The organism is Alteromonas sp. RW2A1, assembly GCF_001886475.1.
Classification (GTDB): domain Bacteria; phylum Pseudomonadota; class Gammaproteobacteria; order Enterobacterales; family Alteromonadaceae; genus Alteromonas; species Alteromonas hispanica.
The window spans coordinates 3717990-3737155 of the sequence record NZ_CP018031.1 but is presented as its reverse complement, the minus strand read 5'-3'; the positions used below and the strand labels follow the sequence as shown (position 1 = coordinate 3737155).

Below are 19166 nucleotides of genomic sequence, written 5' to 3'. Positions count from 1 at the left end.
TACCTTTTACATGAGTGGGTTATATGGTTTGTGTCTAGGGTTTCGCACAAGTCGCTTTTTTAACACGCTTATTGCAAGCTACGACAAGATCGAAATAATTGAGCACTAGGGACATTATGCCCCTAGTGCTAGCGCTCCCGCCTAAGCCAAAATATCTGGCAAGGTACCGCCACCTTCGCCTATTGCCATAGTGATATAAATCGGCTCTTTTGGTGTAGGACTTCCCGTAATGGGTGCTCCTGGTATGGGCCTAGAAGACAGGCTTTCTTTAATGGTTTGTAAGCTATTGCCGCCCGAGACTGCAAATAGCTGACTTTCGGCTAACGTTACTGCTTGTTGTTGGTCTTTCATTGATTACGCTCCTTGTATTAGCGTGGGTTAAAATGAGGTTATAGCGCTAATGCGATACATCCTCTCGGTAAAGTGTTCTAAAGCAGCCGGCGATTAATGCAGTCCGACTGGTGATATTGAGTTTTCTGTAAATATTGGCACAGTGAAATTTCACCGTACGCTCGCTAATAAACAGTTCATCTGCGATGGATTTGTTGGAGCATCCACCCATTATTTTATGTACCACCTGCATCTCTCTTTTAGATAAGCACTTTATAGGTATCAAAGTTCCACTTGATGTAATTCCCTGAGCTTCCACTTGCATGCGCTCCGACTCTGTCATAAGTGCGTTATTTTCTCTCACTTCGTGTGTTTTCATTGGTCTTCTCCATAGGTTTTTGGGGTGGCTTCCTTTTCCATAATTGAGGGAGAGAAAACCTGTAAGGATTGATTTGATAGGTGGTAAACCGTATCCGCAATGGCAATAGTTTGCGGTCGATGTGCCACCATAATTCGAGTGATATTGAGTGTCTTAAGATGCTGGTTTATCTTTTCTTCGTTAGCCATATCGAGATGACTACTGGCTTCATCTAAAAATAAAATATCGGGGCTTTGGTACAGCGCTCGGGCGAGCAATAGCCGCTGTTTTTGACCGCCACTTAAACTACTGCCCATATCGCCAACCAGAGAATGGTATTGCATTGGCATAGCGACAATTTCGTCATGAAGACAGGCTAAATGAGCGGCGCGAACGACCTTCTCTAAGTTGGGAGTCTCTGAAAAACAACTAATATTGTCGGCAATGGTGCCGTTCAAGCAGGTGTCTTCTTGTAAAACAGAGGCCACTTTACAAGCATTACGACGGCTTGATGAGTTATGACGTTGAACCTTGCCCTCTTGAGGCATGTACAGCCCCATAAGGCATTTCAAAAGCGTGCTCTTTCCGCTGCCGCTTGCACCTGTAATAGCAATAATATCGCCATGGTTTACCTGTAAATCAATACCGCTAAATACAGGTTCACTAGCCTCGCTATATCGATAGCTTATGTTGTTTGCACACAGCGCTATGGCAACTGCTTGAGGAGACTTCACGCCACCGAGTTCGTTTGTTTCACAAAGCCCGCTTTCAGGTTTTTGTGAGCCAGCGTTTGTGTCCGAAGATAGCGTATTTGCTAACCCAGCTTGTGAATTTAGAGCTGGATAGGCTTGAGGGTTTTCAGTGTCGCAGGCAGGCGAAGCCAGCACAATATCGCTTAGCCGAGTAAAATGAACGCTCAGCATTTTGTATTCAATGACGTTATTGACTACTCCGTCAATGGCGCTGGAAAAGCGGTTTTTGTATGCAATAAACGCTAATAACATGCCTATTGTCATGGTGCTGTCCATGACTAAGTTAGCGCCCACATAAATAACAGCTAAATTTTCTAAACCAAACATAGCTTTATTAACGGCGTCGTTACCTATATTGACTTTGCCTAAGCTAATGTCTTTATTCAAAACGGCAACCAGCTTATTTTGCCAATGGCTCTGACGCTGTACTTCTTGACGATAAACCCGAATGGGCAACATACCGCGCATGCTCTCAATAAAGTGGCTCTGCTCAGAAGCAGCTAAACCAATTTTCTCGGTTGTTAGGCGTTTCATAAAAGACAGTACGCCTAAGCGCAGCGCTACATACAGCGTCATTACGGCGACAACAAGCAAGGTAAGTTTTAGAGAGTACACTGCCATTACAAAAAGCGTGATAATGGCGAATAAACCATCGAGCAGTGCGGTCACCACTCCCGTCGTTAAAAATTCGCGAATATGGCTGAGTGAATTAAAGCGAGAGACAATATCGCCTACATGGCGTTTGGCGAAATAGTCTAGGGGCAGCGAAAGTAAGTGCTTAAATACCGAAGCAGAAAGTTGAAGCTGTAGCCGCGTAGAGACCGAAAGCACCAGCAGTTTACGCAAAACAGCTGTAAATATCTCAATAACCAATAAGAGTGCAAAGCCAAGCGCTAATACATCTAAAAGGGCATTGTTGTTGTAAATTAGCACGTCATCTACCACAGTTTGCATGTAGTAGGGGCTTACTAGTACAAACAGTTGCAACACTATTGATAGCGCAATGAGAACCAGAAGATTTCGTTTAAAGCCAACGGCATTGGAGAAAAAATCGTTAAGTGAAATAGTTGGCGTGCTCTTTTTAGGCGTAAATTCATTTGCAGGCAGCACCTCAAGTGCAATACCTGTTATGCAACGCGATGCCTCATCAAGAGTAAGGATACGTTCGCCCAGCGCAGGATCGTTTATGGTTACCTTTTTATTGGTTACTTGAGTTAACACCACAAAATGCTTCATGTCCCAATGTAAAATGGCTGGGCACGTTAGCTGGCGTAAATGAGCGAGTTCAATTTTTAATGCTCTACAGTGTAGGCCTACACGCTTGCCAATGTTCATAATATCCTGCAGCGTGCAGCCGCGAAGTGAGACTGAAAAGCTTTGCCTCATTGCGTTTAAGTCTCGCTTGTCACCGTAAAACTGCGCAATCATATTCACGCACGCCAGACCACATTCCGCAGCTTCGCTCTGCAGTATCAGGGGCACCCTGCGTTTTGGTAGAAAAGATAAGTTTAATGGTGATGTAGTTTGGTCAAACACAGTTATAGCCTCCCTGACAGGCTATACAAGGGTTCTAAAAACCACTCTAACAAGGTGCGTTGGCTAAGCTGGATGTCAGCAGAAAACGTCATGCCAGATTTCAACTCAATCTGCTTGCCATATGCCATTAGCGTATTGTTTATTACGTCGGCGGTAACGAGGTATGCCGGTTCCGAGCTGCCTACAGGTGCGCTGTGCAGTTCTCCAGGTAAAATCAACGTCTTCGAAATATTGCGTATCTGGCCTGGCTGCACGCCAAATTTCTGATAAGGAAAGGCATCGTATCGAATGTGCAGCCGTTGACCCTCATCAATAAATCCAGCTGAATGCACGGGCACAAGCATATGAGCTTGCATAGCTGAAGACTGAGGTACAAGGGTGGCCAGTAGATGGTTACTGTTGATATCGTAACCTGGCTTGATATGTAAACCAGATATTATTCCTGCTTTTGGGGCGTAAATAATTTGTTCGCTTTCGCTGGTATGAGCCAAAATTTGTTGGTTCAAATCGCTTAGGGTGTTCTGATATTTAGCCAGCTCGTTTTGCTGCCGGTTTGGCAATGAAGTGCGTTCACGAATGAGCGACGAGATTTTATTTTCAGCTGCGCTGAGATTTTGTTCGGAGAGTTTTAGGTTTTGCTCGCTACCAAGTACCTTTATTTGCTGCTCTTGAATAGTAACTTGGCTAACGTATCCCTTGCGATAAAGCGCATGTGCTTTTTCAAACTGGGCTTGCGTTACCTCGTGTTGATGAGTGGCTATGTCGACCAGTGCTTCTAATTCACGCAGTTCTTCTGATAGCTGTTCAATTGAGGTATTGAGGTCAGCTAGTCCAGCTTTATGCAGTGCCCCCAGCCTCTCCACAATACCCTGAGTGCGGTGTTGTTTTTCCTTGAGCTCGCGCAGTAAGATTTCACTCACCTGGTTTCCAGATGCATTTTTACCGCTGTAATTCACTTTAATTAACGCATCGCCGCGCTTTACATATTGTCCTTCAGCAACAAGCACCTGAGATACTCTGCCGTTTCTTGCGCCTGCGTAAAGCTTAAATACGCCACCCTGTGGCTCTATCCATCCATGGACCGAGGCTTTTCTGGCATAGCTTCCGTGCATTAAAAATAGACTAGCCGCGACTAACCAGCATACTAATATGGCAGTAATCATCATGTAGGCAGGTTTTGGAGTCATTAATAAGCGCCCACCAATAGAGGTAGATTGCTGATTGATGGCTTCCTGTCGGAATAATCCCTTTCTCATTACTTTTCCTTGTATACCTTTTGTTGCTTAATCTGCGTTTTTTAGCATCTCGGTTTATTCATAGCTGTTTATCTATAATGATATTGCTAATTAAAGGTATCTGGCTGTCTCTTCCCTGCAGACATATTCTCCGTGGCATCACAATCCTTAACGCCTCCCTTATTGCTGCCAGATACCTCAATGTCGTCCTGTTCTCGACGACATATTCACAATAGGTTAGCAATGGGAAAAATGGTCGTGAACTCAAGCCCGAGGCTTTGCAGGTCAGTAGAAATGGGGGGATGGCTCAAAATTAAAAACAATGGCTCAAAAATAGAAGATGAAATATTCACAAAGCGATAAAGATTGACCTACATTAAATAACAAGTAGTCATAGATCTGTATAAAGAATGTGCTATAAAAAACAATAAGTCGTTTGGCTTATCTCCTAAAAAGAAATAAAAAATGCATACGCTATTAAGGAAGTCTCATGTTTGTGCCCAGCATATTATTAAAACAACTCTACACCCGCGCTAGCCTTTCTAAGACCAATAAGGGTTTGTCGTTCTCGTTAAAAAACCGTTTGAAAGACGCCACAATTGAAAAGCTTCATTGGATATCTTTAGATGGTGAAAAAATTCCAGAAGACAAGATTACTGTGCAGCTTACTCATGACTCCTCGTTGTCCGCTGCAGAACTTAACGAATCAGACGGCAAGCCTTTTGCCCTTAGACAAACCATCACGTTGCATTTAGATATTGATAAAGACGCCTGCCCTGAAAAAAGAAAGCTAGGAATATGCTTTTCGGCGTCGCCATTTGGGAAGTTAAAATTTGAAGTAGAGGATAATATTACTCTGGCCGGCGAGCGAAGCGCACATATTCCTCGCGATGACTTAGATGATTATGGTGAGTCTATTATAAAAACTCGCCAAGAATATTTTGAAAGCGCCACCGGCAAAAAAGTCAATCACGTAGGCCAATACTCCATAAATCCTAATGACTTACAGGGAAATATTGAGCATTTTATTGGCGTAGCCCAAGTGCCTATTGGTATCGCAGGGCCGGTAAAAATCAACGGCGAGCATGCTAAAGGGGAGTTTGTTGTTCCGCTAGCTACAACAGAAGGCACTTTAGTGGCATCGTACAATCGTGGTATGAAGCTGCTTAATATGAGCGGTGGTGTAACAGCTACAGTAGTAGATGATGCTATGCAGCGAGCGCCAGTATTTATATTCGAAAACGCACGAGGCGCACGTGACTTCGTAAAGTGGGTACAAGAGAATATTGACAAAATACGCGAAGAGGCTGAGGCCACGTCTAGTATTGCCAAGCTCACCTATATCGATCATTTCCTATCAAATAAATTCGCATTCCTGCGTTTTAATTATAAAACAGGTGATGCGGCGGGTCAGAATATGGTTGGTAGAGCAACCTTTGCCGCTTGCGGGTGGATCTTAGATCACTACGAAGGCATAGAGAACTTCTACCTCGAATCTAACTTCGCGACGGATAAAAAAGCGTCACAAATTAATATTATGCGCACACGAGGCAAGCGAGTAACCGCTGAGGCGACGATAAAGCGTGAGCATTTGTTAGAGGTAATGCGCGTTGACCCTAAACAAATTGATTACCACGGCCGAGTGGCTGGTGTGGGCTCGTTCTTGTCTGGTGTGAACAACACTGGCTTGCATTCACCAAACGGTATTACCGCTATGTTTATCGCCACAGGTCAAGATGTGGCAAATGTCTCTGAATCATCAGCCGCTATTATGTACTCAGAACTAACAGAAGAGGGCGACCTGTATGTTTCTATCACCATACCGTCGTTGATTGTGGCAACCTATGGCGGTGGTACAGGTATTGGTACTCAAAGAGAATGTTTAGAATTGCTCGATTGCTACGGCCGAGACCGCGTATATAAGTTTGCAGAAATCGTAGCTTCAGTGGTACTGGCAGGTGAAATATCCTTGGCCTCAGCCATTAGCTCTTCAGATTGGGTGTCGTCTCACGAACAGTACGGGCGCAATCGCTAAGCATACATATTTTCGCTAGCCGCTCTTTCATTTCGGGGAAAGAGCGGTGAAAGTGAGCTGCCAAAAAATAGCGGCGAGTAAATGTTGTCAGAGCTATCAATGAAGTCTTTATGTAAAGTGCATAAATCGCCGTAGGGCTTGCCAGCGCTTTAAGCTTTAATCCCTTTTTTTAAAAATACTGACCTATAAACGCACCGCGGTTTCGCTTTGCTACTGCTTGCATAAATGCCCCGAAACGCTGAGCATTGCCATTACTGCGACTAAAACCTACGCCATGAATACGTATGATAGGTTTACCATCGGCTCCGCTATTTGCTTGTGTTATTTGCATAACAATTTGGTCTAGGTTTGCTCTTTGATAATCATCACCGAACACATAAAGGCTGACGGTTCCCTTAGTCTTTTTGTAGAACTGTATAGCTTTTAAAATGCCCGCTTCGGGTTGACTGGCACCACCTTTAAAACTTTGCATCTGATCCATCGCCGTCTTTCTCATCGAAGGTCTATCGTCTAACCATTGCCCCGCTTTGCTTGAGAACATAAAGCTTCCGTCAGCTGACATTATTTGGAAACCTTTCATTTTTGGGTGGTTTTTCAAAATATCGTTAACAATGGTAATCACTCGATTCCAGCTACTGCCATTAGACATTGAGCCCGAATTATCAATTGCGAAAATGACATATTCAGCATCGGTAGGTATACCGCCTACATCGTCATCCGGAGTGTCCGTTGAATTAGGCGTATTGAGCATTGCAGTCGTTTGGCGAATCTCTTTTCTCAGCGATGAGGCCTTGTCTTGTAACTGTGTTATGGTTTGTTGTGCACGAGGGATTGATGAATCTAAGTTCTGTTGTTCGTCTGTTACCGATGCAGTTTTACTCTTTGCTGCGCGCAATTCTTGTTGCTTATCTGAAAGCGCGCCTTTAAGCGACTCAACATTGACTTGCGCTTGTAAAACTTGGTCAATTAGCACGCTTACGTTACTAGGGCCTCGCTCGGTATCTTCAGTGCCATTTTTGGCCAGCAACACGAGCATTACCACGGCGCCAAAGGCGCAGGAAATAATGTCTAAAAAGGCAATATTAAAAACCTCTACTGGCGCGCGTTGAATTTTTCTCATTAGGGCCACTCCGGCGCGGGCGCAAGGAAAGTGCCGCTGGTTACCCGGGTCCATTCCCAATACATGGGAGAGGCATAGGGATCGCCTTCAATAGGCAGTAAAATCACGTTATAACTGACCCCTTTTTTGGCCCGTTTTACTGATTCGACAAATAATGTTCTTCTGCAGTCTGATGAGATAGATTTTTTGCTACTTATCAAGTTTCGGCAGCTTAGCGGTAAGCCTTCACCAAGGGTAGGCAATCCGTCGGTAACAATATATACATCGCTAATGTTAGGGTTTGCGTTGAATAACACTGCCAGGCCCTCTTGAAGGTTTGTACCTCCAGCGGGTACCACTGCGCCAAGATCTTTTACGATGGCGTTAATTGAGCCACTCACTTTTGCACTGTTGACGTTTCGTATGCCAAGTGGCTTAGCGGTATCAGAGAAGGTGACAACTGTAAGCCTTGATTCTTGCGGCACACGTGCGAGCATCCACTGCGCGACTCGCTTTGTGCGTACCCATTTGTCTGTAGAGACTTTTTGACTATCGCTAAGGGCGAGTTTACTCAACACATCTAGAAGAGTATCGCCCATCATAGAGGCACTTCTATCAATTAAGAAACCAATGTCGCGGCCTTCTATTTTCATGCCTGTAATGTAATTTTGTTCTCCGGTTCCCTGCATTTGAATATTGGCAGATTTTTCTACTTCTTTAGACAGCGCTGCAAGTTGGTTTTCAAGGTCTGCCACTACGGCCATCTCTGTAGACATATCTTGCAACAATTTAGACTGGTTTTGTGAACTATCTTCCTGCGCTTGTTCCGCATCATCTTGTTTAGCAGACTCAAGGGCTATTTTATCGTTAACTTCATCTATCGACTTTTTCAGCTTTTGTTGCTCAGATTCTGCCGCAGCGAGTTCTTGCTCTAATTTTTCTTTCTCATCGGTGGGCATAGGGGTAAACGCATTAAAATCAACGAGTATAAAGATCAGGATGACCGCGCCTAATCCGCATGCCATTACATCAAGAAATGCCAGGTTAAATCCGTCGGTTGCTTTACGCACTTTAGGCATGTTTACGTTGCTCGTTTAGTGATGCAGATGAGACAGTAAATGACGTTCACATGATGCTTGTGTACGAATAACCATAGTATCTTGCCGGCCATTTAATAAGTGCATAAACAGCATCAATACTAATGAGATAAACAAAGCGACTAATGTTGAATTAAATGCAACACCGAGCGACGCCGTCATTCCGGCGATATCGCCATCCAGTGCGGCGTCGGCCTGAGCAAGCGCAGCGCCTATACCGCGCACCGTTCCAACGAAGCCAATAGACGGAATGGCCCAAATGATGTACCTAATCACATTGTTGCCACTTTCTAGCTGTGCCGCAATGTTTTCAATCGACGAATGGATCGCGTCGGCGGCGTGCTGAACATTGTTTGTGTTTTTATACCGCCGAATACAATTTATCCATGTACTGTAAGCAGGTGTATCGCTATACGATGAAGAAGACAATTCATGTATTGCTTCGTCTACATTTAACGGCTGTTCTTTGTTGTGTTCGGGTAATAAATCGCGAGAGTAGATTTCTTCTTCGTCAAGAAGTTTCCACAGTTTGTATACCATCAAAAAAATACAAAATAGCATGAGGGAAATACACACCTGCTGCTCCACATCTTTTAAGATAACCCAAAAAGAAGACAAAGAGGCTGTACCCGCTGTGGCCATCACTTTTTCTGCTGCTGGACGTATAAATCCAGCAAAAAGAAAATGAACCACCGCAAAAATCAACAGAAAAACACCACCGCTAAACAAAAAGCTGGGGTTCATCGATAAGGCATTGTTTTTATTCATAGTAAACCCTTGGCGCTAAATGTTGGTTGGAAAGTCTTGTGGCGCATCTAGTGATACAAAGTATGCACTGGCCGAGCCTGCGATAACCACAAGAATGGCCGTCACTATTAGTTTCTTTTTCATTCTAGTTCTCATATCTTGCTATCCGAAAGCCAATATCGTCTTGTGCACTATTCTCACCTGTTCGTACGCTTGCTCGAATATTTTTTAACCGACCTGTTTTAAACGAGGCCCCTTTAACAACATGCTTGCTGCCTTTAGGTCCAAGATAATCAACGACAGTGCGGCTATTTTGTGGTGGTGTAACTGAATATCCATCGTGTACCCATTCTCGTACATTACCATCTAAGTCAAAAAAGCCGCCACGGTCAGCATCAAACGAGCCAACAGGAGCTGCGCCAGCGAATCCGTCATCATATTCTTTCAGAACAAACGTTTGTTGGCCGTTAAGCGATGCATCGGCAAAATTTCCCTGTTTATCTTTAAGCCGGTATTGGTTTCCCCAAACAAAAATAGTGGAAGAAGCCCGTCGGTTCATTTTTGCAATAAATTCCCACTCAGCTTCAGTGGGCAATCGATACCCCCTGGCCTTTGCATTTATCCCAACTACACGGTTTCCTTGCATAATGTAAAAAGGTGTTAACCCTTCTTTTTCACTTAACCAGTTAGTAAACGCAGCGGCTTGCTCCCAGCTGATATTAGTAATGGGTATCGATGCCCCCGTATTTGCGCTTTTTCCTGTAAATGCCGCGAACTGAGCTTGGGTAATCTCGTGTCGTGAAATCCACACCCTGCGAGAGAAGTCAACAGTAAGTTGGTGTTCGTTGCGCTTGCGATCTTTTTCATTTGGCGGCGAGCCCATGGTAAATTTTTTTGGCGTTATCAGGGTCATTTGAATCCCCAATGCAGCGGCAAATAGAGGTTTGCCCTCCCTGCGCCTTGCGTCAAACTCGGTTAGCATTTCAGCGTTAACGGTTAAGCTTTTTTGGCTATTAGGCGTTATCGTTTTCTCAACACTTCTGTAGCCTTCTCGGATAAACGACACTTTTGTCGGCAGTGTCTGAAGACTCAAGCTTAAAGGTGTTTGCCCTTTTCTAACGCCTTCCACAAAAACTTCAGCGGGGAGTGATGATGCTAATTTCACATCGCCATACGCTTTTTCCAACTCGAAGCGAATGGATTTTTGTTCGCCAGGCTGTAGCTGAACATTTTGCTGCTGAGAAACGAAACCTGGTTTTTCGTAGTTAATTGTATGTGTAGCATTGGCGTTTACGCTAGTTTGAGGCTTGGTGGGAGTGCCATTAATGCTTATCACACCACCTTCTGGAGAGGTGCTTATTGAAAGTTGTGCCTGCAGTAGTTGTAACTTATAGTTTCGAGAAGGTGATAAGCGTTGGTTCGTAACGTCAATGGTGTCATGCAAAGGCTCGAAGCCATCTTTTTCTACAGTTACGTCATAACGCCCGCCCCGTCTTGCGACGGTAATAGGGGTAGTGCCTACCGACTCGTTGTTAATACTTACGATGGCCCCTGCTGGCGAAGAGTTAATGCTTATTTGGCCATCGATGGGTGTGTGTTCCATCACCTCTTCAATTAATGCAGCTTTCTCCGCATCAATGGTTAAGATAGCAGTGTTGTAAAACGGGTGAGTCGCTGATATTTCATAGCTGCCTTCTGGTAACTCTGTCTGCAGAGTATGATTTACCGTTAGTTTCTCACCATTAACATACCAGCTTACATTTGCTAGGTTGGGGTGTGTGGTAACATTGATAGTCGCGGGAAGAGGAGAGAGTTCTACCTCAATCGTACTAGGCGTAGCGCTAACTATATCGAGGGTGGATGGCGCAAACTTGGGTGCAGACACGGTTATCTTTGCTGCGCTTCCAATAACATACAGCTTATCGCTGATGAAAAAAGCGTTGCCGCCTACCACTTGAAATGCTGGCGATTTGGCTGCTTCATCGGGGGTTACATTAAACGCGTAGCCTTTAGTTAAAAACAGCCAGATGAAGTAAATCGCGGCTACAGCAAAAAGCCCTATTAACGAAAAAATAGCTGCTGTTTTTCTACGTCGCTTTCCCTTTGCAATTGCTTCATCAATACTACTCACAATGTCTTCCTTATACTTTCTCTGTGCAAACCACGTGTACCGATAAATTAGTGGACGATGGCGTCACTTTGATATTTTTAATTGTCGAACGATATCCTTTGCGTTTGCCCTCAATGCGATAATCACCGGGCTTAAGCTGAATTGTTTTACGTTTCACTTCTCCAACGATGCCAACGCCAAGCACTTTAATGTAGGTATCATTATCAGAGGTAATAGTGACATCTTTTGGTGTATTCGCGTCGTTTATTGTTTGCTCTAGTACATCCGCCTTAGCACGCAGCTTTTCGCTCCTGTCAAAATAAGGTTCGGCATTCGCAAGTGTACTATTTGCCGCATTTCTTATATTGTCGTCGGCAAGTCTTTCAGGCTGGCTTAGAAACCTGTCTATCTGTTGATGACTAGCAACAATATGCTTTGCGCTCTTGCTCGATTCTAAAAGCAGAGGACTTGTAGGAAACTGCTTTAAGCCTTTGTTAGTAAGTAATGCTACGGTTTCCCATTCATCAGCGCTTATAAAAAGAGCGACCTGATTTTCAAGCTCAGTTAAATTGTTGTTAGCAATTTTTGCGTCTAATTGCTGAGATAAGAGTTTAAGCGCTTCACTATTTGCATCGATAGTCTTAGCTTCAGATAAAAACTGGCTAGCCGTTGTGAACTGCTCCTTTTCTATGGCGCGTTTGGCTTTTGCCAACAAATTATTGAATTGAATTGTTTTTTGCTGTTCGTTAATAGCGGCAAGGGCTTGAGATGCATCTTCTCGCAAGGGGTCGAGTTTTACAATTTCTGTATAGGCTGTCTGCTGTTTAACAATATCGTTTTCAATTTTACCTACTCGGGCCTGCTCGTAAGCATCTTGAACCTGTTCGAAAACATCTATGCGCTGCTGCAGTGTCTTTGCGGGTTTGTACTGTGGATTAATGTCTAAAGCCTGGCGATTTAAATTAAAGGCAGTGGCATTGTCATTTTCATTAAACGCGTTTAGCGCCTTTTCAAAGAGCTCGGTGTAAGCCAGTTCGAAAGCGCTAATCAGTGCAACTGTGTTGCTTTCCACCTCAGAGACAATTGATTCAGCATGACTGTAATTAGCGTCAGCATACGCGTTGAAGGCCTCGGCTAATTGGTTTTCAATCTTTTTTGCCGCTTTGGTAAAGCGCTTTGAATAGCTGACGCGAGCAGACATAGCCTCAACTTGCGCCTTTGTTTCGCTCAGCCTTTTTTGCAATGCCTTTCGCTGCGCTTCGCTGAACGCTTTTTCAGTACTAATGTTGTCGCTGCTCGCATTTGAGCTGCCGGTTCCCTGATGTTTGTTATCAGAGTTCGATGAAGGTGCTGGCAAAACTGCAATAAGCAAAATAACGATAGCCACTACCACCGCTAGCGTTAAAACCGCTAATAGTACCTTCTTTATTTGTGCTTTTTTTTTCGCTCGGCTTTCTTCTATTGCCCTATCAACGCTTTGCATGGGTACCTTGGACTTTTTACATTTTTAAAACGCTTCAACAGTAAAATATTCCTCTGCGTGGCGTTTGGGTTAACTCGCAAGAAGCCGATATTTAAAATTGAAAATCGGCTTCGTTGCAGAGTAAGCACACTTGTTTCATCAAAAGCGCTCTTAAATGCTTACGAGCACTTTTGCTTTAAAAAACGAAAGTAAGTTAGTGTACTTAAAGCGCCGTCATTGGCGTTGCTTCCATCTCATAGATGTCTTTGAGACGAGAACGGAGCTGATAATATTGCTCGCTGGCGGTACCTTGAAGTTCAATTTGCTGATCGTTTATTTCAACAATTTGATCAGCCACTTGAATATCTAAGTTTTGCCCCATTTCGTCAAACAAATTACGCTGAGCTTGAAGCTCTTTGTTCGTTTTAATGGCTTCATTTAACGTACCAATAGCTGCTATACCTGCGCCAGCAGCGGCTACCTGTCCTGCTGTTGAACCAGAGTTAGAACCAAGAAGTACAGAAGCGACTGCAAATAAGCCGGCAGTGACCTGCTTTGTAGTACGTTCAGCTTCTAGTTCACGAATTTTCTTCGCCTCGGGTAGAGTTTCTTTTTGGTACTGTCTATAGGGCGTCTCTGTGGTTACCCAAAATGCTTCGTAGGTTTCTTGAAGGCTGTCAATAAACTGTTCATCTTTTGCTTGAATAGCGCGGACTCGACGCAGCATGGCGTCGTTTTCTGCTGGAGCGCTTACAAGTTCAACTCTGCCCTTTTTATCCTGCTTTAAATATTGGCTAAAGGCTTCTGGGCTGTACATTTGTGCATAGCGAAGATCCGAAATAGTTTGTACTTCTTTTTTGTAAGCTTCTGATTTTTTCTTAAGTAAGTCGTATACAAACTTTGCGATATTCTCAAATACTGGGCCATTAGGGTTTTCACCACGCGACATTGCGTCTCTGTACCAGCCCTCGCTTACGCGATATTCAAATTCTTCTTCGCCCCAAACTGCGTTTTTTGCATCCATTACTTTCACGCCAATTTCGACTGTTTCGCTGTCTGAATAGTTAATGATGCCGAGAACGTAAACATCGGCCAGTGCGGAAGCGTCAGGAGTCACATTAATGCTGCCAAAAGACTTAGTTTTACCTAACGCCTCCTTGGTAGCGATAGCAAAACGGTTTGCCTCTAAGCGGCGTACCTGGGGCCAGATGCCTTCCTCTTCAATTTCGTCATAATCTATTGAACCGTCGCTCTTGGTGGGGAAGCCTGGGTCAAAAACCGGAATAGCGACATCCATATAAATGGAAGAATTGTAGCTGTAAGAGTTCGATGAAGAACCTAACGCCTGTCCCGCACCCGGACCAACCATTGATGGGCCTACGCTTGATACACTTGTTTGTGTTGAGCCACATCCACCTATTATCAGCAGCGAGGCAGTGGCTATCACAGTCAATAGCTTTTTATTTAACGAAGACATTTCCTTTCCTTCCTTTCATTGTTAATTACAACCATATTGTTTTTTTAATTCTTGAAAGTGCGCTTTTTCAGACTCTGTTGTTGCACTTTGTAAACCTGTGTTAACCGCATCGCATACCGCTGAGCTGCCGCCCTTCGCCTGACCGCCAATAGTTTTTTTAGACGTTGACGTTTGCGTTGATGTGGTTTGTGTATTTGTTGCCGCGGAATCTGTACTTGTCTTTGATTGTGAGGAAGATAACTCTGAAGTACTGCCCGACGTGCCAGCAGCGCCAGCCGCCCCTTGTCCGCCTGACGCACCCTGTCCAGCAGCATTTGCGACGCTTTCAGCGCTAGATTGAACGGCGCTATCCATACATTCTTCGGTTTGATCTAAAACACGAAAAAGAGATTGATCCATGGCCCTTATTTTTTCTGCTTCTGTCATAGAGGAGGTGTCTTGCTCGCCAAAATCTAGTACTGAGCAGTCTTCAAAATAAATAGGCGTGCCTTCGGCTAAGCCAAAGTGAGACAAACTCATTAATACTATAAAGGTCAGAAGACTCGGTACACGAGGGGTCACGTCCATAAAATCCTTTTCACGTTAAATGTAATCATATCGCTACTCCCACATTATCTTTCCAAGCAGTGGAACTGCCCTAGGAGGAAGCACACGGCCATTCGCAACGTTGCTTTTTATCGAATTTATATTGATTCGAATTTATGCTGGTTTAAAAACATTCGCGCTGCTGGCCAATCTTTTACTTTTATAGCACCTTTTATGACGCTAAAAAACCATCAGATAAACAAAAAAGCCAGTAAAGCGAGGTCTTACTCATCATTCACTGGCTTTCTAACTACTAGCAATTATGTCTTACTAGTTTGCATACATACGTTGTATCAGTATTAATGCTCCCAATGGAAATGATGGGCTTTTGCTTCAATAGCATCAGCAGTTTCCTGTGGCATAAAGGTGGCATTGTCTTGTTCAAAGAAAAACGGTTTGCGTTTCTTCTTACTGCCCACTTCATTCATGGTAGCCGACTCATAAACACGGCCATTTAGCACGGTATATTCAACGTATTCGCTTTTTCTGATATCGCTAAGTACATCGCCCTCTATAACCACTAAATCAGCTAGTTTGCCCTTTTCGATGCTGCCAATATCTTTCGACATACCTAGGTGTTTGGCACCATCGATAGTGCCACCGCGCAGTGCTTCCCACGGCGTAAACCCACCTTGTTGCATTATCCATAACTCCCAATGAGCAGCTAAACCTTCACGTTGACCGTGAGCACCAATATGCACGCTTACGCCCTCGTCTCGAAGCTCTTTAGCATAGCTCGCAACGTTTTGATGGTTGTACTGATTTTCAGGCGCAGTCGGTCTGCGAATAGCCCGTCTATCAAGTATGGTTGATGGCGTGTAGCGCAATAGGCGTGGGTTTTTCCATACCTCTGTTTTGTCATACCAGTACTCTTCACCCATCATGCCACCATAAGACACGACAAATGTAGGGGTATAACCAAACTCTGTGGCTTTCCAAAGTTGAGTGACATCACTGTAGCCTTTTTCTATTGGCAGGCTGTGTTCTAACCCCGTGTGCCCGTCTACCAGCATAGTGAGGTTTTGCTGAAACTTACCTCCGCCTTCTGGCACTACCATCATGTCTTGATTCTTAGACGCCCATAGCACTTGCTGGCGCTGATCTCGACGAGGCTGGTTATAGCTTTTCACCGAAATCGCGCCGGCTTCTTTTAAGCGCTCAACATGGAAGTAGGCATCGTCGTAATCGTTAATGATGGCTTTGTAACCCAACCCTTCCGCGCCATATAAGATGGTTCCGGTTGAATAAATACGCGGTGCAACAATTTTACCTTTGCGCTGCAATTCAGACGCCGCAAAAATCTCTGTAGTGTCGTTCGATGGATCGTGAATCGTTGTCACACCAAAGGACACGTTAGAGTATTGACTCCAGTTCTGCTGCGGAATGATCTCGTTTCTTCCTTGCGAGCCATGGGCATGGGCATCAATAAGGCCAGGAATAATGGTTTTTCCACTGGTATCAATCTGCATGGCATCGGCAGGAATATCAATGTCGCCCCGTTTTCCAACAGCTTCTATGCGATTGTCTTTAATAAGTACAATACCGTCTTCAATAATTTCCTGCGTATTGTCGGCATCGCGCATGGTCACCACTTTTCCGCCAACTAGCGCTTTGTAACCAGTGGGTTTATCTGCTTTGGTGGTAAAAGACAGGTCTATACCCTGTGCTACTGGTTCTGGTAGTGTTTCTGCTGCGCCATCAACGAACGCGAAGGCCTCGTCAAGACTACGTTTAAATAGAGTAGGGCCGTTAAACCAGCTCAACGTTTTATTATCTGGCGACCAGGTTAAGTATTCACCTGCGCGAGAAGAAAGCTGGGTAACAGGCAACGAAGTCATATCTGGGCCGATGGTGATTTTCTTGCCATTTTCAACGAAAGGCGCTACATAGGTTTTAAATTGATAAACGAACGCAATCCATTTCTTATCATGCGAGAGTTTGTACTCACTTACTTTTGTGCCTCCGTATAGGTGAGTGCGCTTATCGTTACCCTGCAGATTTACACTTGAAAGTTGGGTTTCGTAGTATGCTTCACCGCCCGCAGATTCGGTAAAGTAAACGCGGTCGTCGCCACCAGCAAAGTGCGCGTTATAACCGCCGTCGGTTACTTTTGTAACTGTGTCTTCATCTAGGTCCGCAACGTAAATACCTGGCTCAACCGAATACTTAGGGTCAAGTAGGTACCCGCCAGTAAACTTACGGAACAATACCTTTTCACCATCTGCAGAGAACGATGGTTCAATATAGTGACCAGGTATTTCACTAATGACTTTGCCTTTGCCGCCGCGCGCAGATACCACGCGAACAGTGCCAAGGTCTTGGTCGTTCCATGTGGTGTAAACCACTTTTTTGCCGTCGTTAGAAAAGCGTGGATAGAATTCGTCGTGATCATCTTGTCTGGTGAGGCGTTTAATTTTTCCCGACTCAACATCGCGAACATACAGTTTTCCGAGGGCTTGAAATAATACTGTCTCGCCATCTGGCGACAGCTGCGACCAGCGTATCATGTTCACATCAAACTCGTCTGGCGCCACGTCAACATCGAAGCGTAGCGCATCGGCATAATGCAATGTTGCGTCTACGCTAATATCAATAGTGGAAGTAGTTTTGTCATCAATGTCGATAGTGTGGAACTTACCACCTGTCCAGTACACAATTTTTGAACTGTCTGGCATCCAGTCGAAATAAGCAAAATAGCCTTCCGAACCGAAGCCTTCCTGCATATCGCGTTCTAACTCAAGAGTAAGCGGTGTTTCTACCCCGGTTTTGATATCTTTTAAGAATAGAGCCGTTCTGTCTTTCACGCGACGAATGAACGCAACGTATTTACCGTCTGGAGAAGGCGTGGGAACCACTGCACCACCGGTGCCGCTAATGTAACGAGTTTCTTCACCGGTTTCGCGGTCGAAACGGGTAATAGCAAAAATGCCCTCTAGCGGATCGCGGTTATACTCGAAACGGCTGCCCGGCACCGTGTTTTCAGTAAAGTAAATATATTTACCATCATGAGAAAATACCGGGTCGGCAATATTTTGTTGGTCTCGTTTTCCGCTGTTTCTCGCCTTTATTTGCAGTCCATCACCACCTGATTTGTGATACATCCAAATTTCACCTGCGGGTATACTGCGCTTCGACATTATGCCTTTTGTTACTACTAGGTATTCGCCGTCGGGACTCCATTTAGGTGAGTGAATGAGGTTGTTTTTCTCGCTTGTTACTTGACGAAGGTTCCCACCGTCTATATCCATCAACCATACGTTACTCAACCCATCGCGATCGGATATAAACGCCACATGTTTTCCATCAGGCGAGATAGAAGGCTGAATATTCCATGCAAAGTCTTGAGTGAGAGGAGTGGCGTCACCGCCGTCAATATCAACTTTATACAGATCCCCCAGCATATCGAAGATCATAAACTTGCCGCTAGGTGCTACATCTAAACTAGACCAAGTGGTTTCAGTAGTTTTTATTGCCACTTCGTTAAGCTTGTAAGGAGGGTTGCTTACATCCCAATTTTCTACGTCATAGCCTTCAACAGCTGTTTCTTTATTTTTACCTTCAACGTCGGCATCCTGTGCTAGGGTAGGGCTGATGTTGGCAGCCATCAGCGCCGTGGCGATAAGGCTTAGTGATAATTTCTTCATTCTGATTAATTCCAACTTTTTATGTCGTTAGTTATTCTTGTTTGTGTGATGTTTGCTTGGTGTTTGTGCTCTGCAAGCTTATGTTATAAACCGCATATCTAAACATTACTCGCTATTTCTATCATACGTTACAACATAGTCGTAACTTAAACTTAACGCGACTAGTCGCTTTCGTTGAGTGATGAATGTCGGTTTGGACTTTAATTATGTTAAATTGCAGCTGCCTGTAGCCAAACTCGCCCACATCTACACTAACAATATTCATTGCGTGCTGAGATGCTAAAGTTAGGGCAACGCGCGCATTGCGTTCGCCAATAGTGTCTTTATCTGCATCATCAATATTAATGTTAACCCGGTTGTCTAACATGTTTCCGCCACCAACAATGTGCGTGTGAAACTCAGTCAGTGGAAGATGATATTTTTTCGCATGTTGGGCGAATAGTGTGAAACAGTCTTCAGCATAGCGCGGGTCGCTGTTGTCGCCATCATCCCCCATACCTGTCAAAATGACTGCTGATGCGTTACTGGCAACTGTATTGGCGGCTGAGCGAGATAGCACATCTACCGAGGGGGGTGCCTAGATACCAGCGGCCCGTCTTTAATATCCACATAGTATTTCGCGCCACTGCGGCGAATGGTCATATGCTGACCCAGATTTCGATAAAGCTGAAAGCCAAAGTGGCTGAGTTGGTTGTTGAA

14 protein-coding genes are annotated in these 19166 nt (G+C 44.5%); 1 reads left to right on the top strand and 13 read right to left on the bottom strand.

What is annotated here, in order from left to right; all coding sequences use genetic code 11:
* Positions 1–141: 141 nt before the first annotated feature.
* Genes BM528_RS16470 through BM528_RS16455 form a run of 4 tightly spaced genes read right to left on the bottom strand, consistent with a single transcriptional unit; the run spans position 142 to position 4232 of the window.
* Positions 142–351: a hypothetical protein gene (locus tag BM528_RS16470; protein ID WP_071980765.1), complete on the bottom strand. Its 210-nt coding sequence runs from the start codon at positions 349–351 to the stop codon at positions 142–144.
* A 46-nt stretch (positions 352–397) separates the two neighbouring features.
* Complete coding sequence (locus BM528_RS16465; RefSeq protein WP_071980764.1) at positions 398–709, bottom strand: helix-turn-helix domain-containing protein; 312 nt, start codon at positions 707–709, stop codon at positions 398–400.
* Positions 706–2976 (bottom strand): peptidase domain-containing ABC transporter, encoded by a 2271-nt coding sequence (locus BM528_RS16460; RefSeq protein WP_232230517.1) that lies wholly within the window; start codon positions 2974–2976, stop codon positions 706–708. Before BM528_RS16460 ends, BM528_RS16465 begins: the two co-directional genes overlap by 4 nt.
* A 2-nt stretch (positions 2977–2978) precedes the next feature.
* Positions 2979–4232: an HlyD family secretion protein gene (locus BM528_RS16455; RefSeq protein WP_071980762.1), complete on the bottom strand. Its 1254-nt coding sequence runs from the start codon at positions 4230–4232 to the stop codon at positions 2979–2981.
* Positions 4233–4701: 469 nt separating this feature from the next.
* Between BM528_RS16455 and BM528_RS16450 the strand changes: the two genes are divergently transcribed.
* Entirely contained in the window at positions 4702–6246 is a 1545-nt protein-coding gene (locus BM528_RS16450) for a hydroxymethylglutaryl-CoA reductase (RefSeq protein ID WP_071980761.1), read from the top strand.
* Between the two features lie 169 nt (positions 6247–6415).
* On the opposite strand, the gene BM528_RS16445 is transcribed toward BM528_RS16450, so the two are convergent.
* The 9 genes from BM528_RS16445 to BM528_RS18410 form a co-directional block, all read right to left on the bottom strand.
* On the bottom strand, positions 6416–7366 hold the full coding sequence (locus tag BM528_RS16445) for a VWA domain-containing protein (RefSeq protein ID WP_071980760.1): 951 nt from the start codon (positions 7364–7366) through the stop codon (positions 6416–6418).
* The gene (locus BM528_RS16440) at positions 7366–8424 is read right to left on the bottom strand and encodes a VWA domain-containing protein (RefSeq protein WP_071980759.1); all 1059 of its coding nucleotides are present in this window, start codon (positions 8422–8424) and stop codon (positions 7366–7368) included. Before BM528_RS16440 ends, BM528_RS16445 begins: the two co-directional genes overlap by 1 nt.
* 15 nt (positions 8425–8439) lie before the next feature.
* Complete coding sequence (locus tag BM528_RS16435; protein ID WP_071980758.1) at positions 8440–9210, bottom strand: MotA/TolQ/ExbB proton channel family protein; 771 nt, start codon at positions 9208–9210, stop codon at positions 8440–8442.
* 124 nt (positions 9211–9334) lie between these two features.
* A complete protein-coding gene (locus BM528_RS16430) occupies positions 9335–11320 on the bottom strand; it encodes an SUMF1/EgtB/PvdO family nonheme iron enzyme (RefSeq protein ID WP_071980757.1) in 1986 nt (661 codons plus the stop codon).
* 10 nt (positions 11321–11330) lie between these two features.
* Positions 11331–12782, bottom strand: a complete 1452-nt coding sequence (locus tag BM528_RS16425) for a hypothetical protein (protein WP_071980756.1) — start codon at positions 12780–12782, stop codon at positions 11331–11333.
* A gap of 202 nt (positions 12783–12984) precedes the next feature.
* A complete protein-coding gene (locus BM528_RS16420) occupies positions 12985–14238 on the bottom strand; it encodes a hypothetical protein (RefSeq protein ID WP_071980755.1) in 1254 nt (417 codons plus the stop codon).
* A gap of 21 nt (positions 14239–14259) precedes the next feature.
* Positions 14260–14805, bottom strand: a complete 546-nt coding sequence (locus tag BM528_RS16415) for a hypothetical protein (protein ID WP_083595323.1) — start codon at positions 14803–14805, stop codon at positions 14260–14262.
* A gap of 317 nt (positions 14806–15122) precedes the next feature.
* Positions 15123–18467 carry an amidohydrolase family protein gene (locus BM528_RS16410; RefSeq protein ID WP_071980754.1) on the bottom strand — a complete coding sequence of 1115 codons (3345 nt, stop codon included), beginning with the start codon at positions 18465–18467 and terminating at the stop codon, positions 15123–15125.
* Positions 18468–18588: 121 nt separating this feature from the next.
* Positions 18589–19026, bottom strand: a complete 438-nt coding sequence (locus BM528_RS18410) for a hypothetical protein (RefSeq protein WP_332249002.1) — start codon at positions 19024–19026, stop codon at positions 18589–18591.
* Positions 19027–19166: the final 140 nt, after the last annotated feature.

Coding starts and splice junctions, on each gene's coding strand:
- BM528_RS16470 (WP_071980765.1), bottom strand. CDS start 351: ATGAAAGACCAACAACAAGCAGTAACGTTAGCCGAAAGTCAGCTATTT.
- BM528_RS16465 (WP_071980764.1), bottom strand. CDS start 709: ATGAAAACACACGAAGTGAGAGAAAATAACGCACTTATGACAGAGTCG.
- BM528_RS16455 (WP_071980762.1), bottom strand. CDS start 4,232: ATGAGAAAGGGATTATTCCGACAGGAAGCCATCAATCAGCAATCTACC.
- BM528_RS16450 (WP_071980761.1), top strand. CDS start 4,702: ATGTTTGTGCCCAGCATATTATTAAAACAACTCTACACCCGCGCTAGC.
- BM528_RS16445 (WP_071980760.1), bottom strand. CDS start 7,366: ATGAGAAAAATTCAACGCGCGCCAGTAGAGGTTTTTAATATTGCCTTT.
- BM528_RS16440 (WP_071980759.1), bottom strand. CDS start 8,424: ATGCCTAAAGTGCGTAAAGCAACCGACGGATTTAACCTGGCATTTCTT.
- BM528_RS16435 (WP_071980758.1), bottom strand. CDS start 9,210: ATGAATAAAAACAATGCCTTATCGATGAACCCCAGCTTTTTGTTTAGC.
- BM528_RS16425 (WP_071980756.1), bottom strand. CDS start 12,782: ATGCAAAGCGTTGATAGGGCAATAGAAGAAAGCCGAGCGAAAAAAAAA.
- BM528_RS16420 (WP_071980755.1), bottom strand. CDS start 14,238: ATGTCTTCGTTAAATAAAAAGCTATTGACTGTGATAGCCACTGCCTCG.
- BM528_RS16415 (WP_083595323.1), bottom strand. CDS start 14,805: ATGGACGTGACCCCTCGTGTACCGAGTCTTCTGACCTTTATAGTATTA.
- BM528_RS16410 (WP_071980754.1), bottom strand. CDS start 18,467: ATGAAGAAATTATCACTAAGCCTTATCGCCACGGCGCTGATGGCTGCC.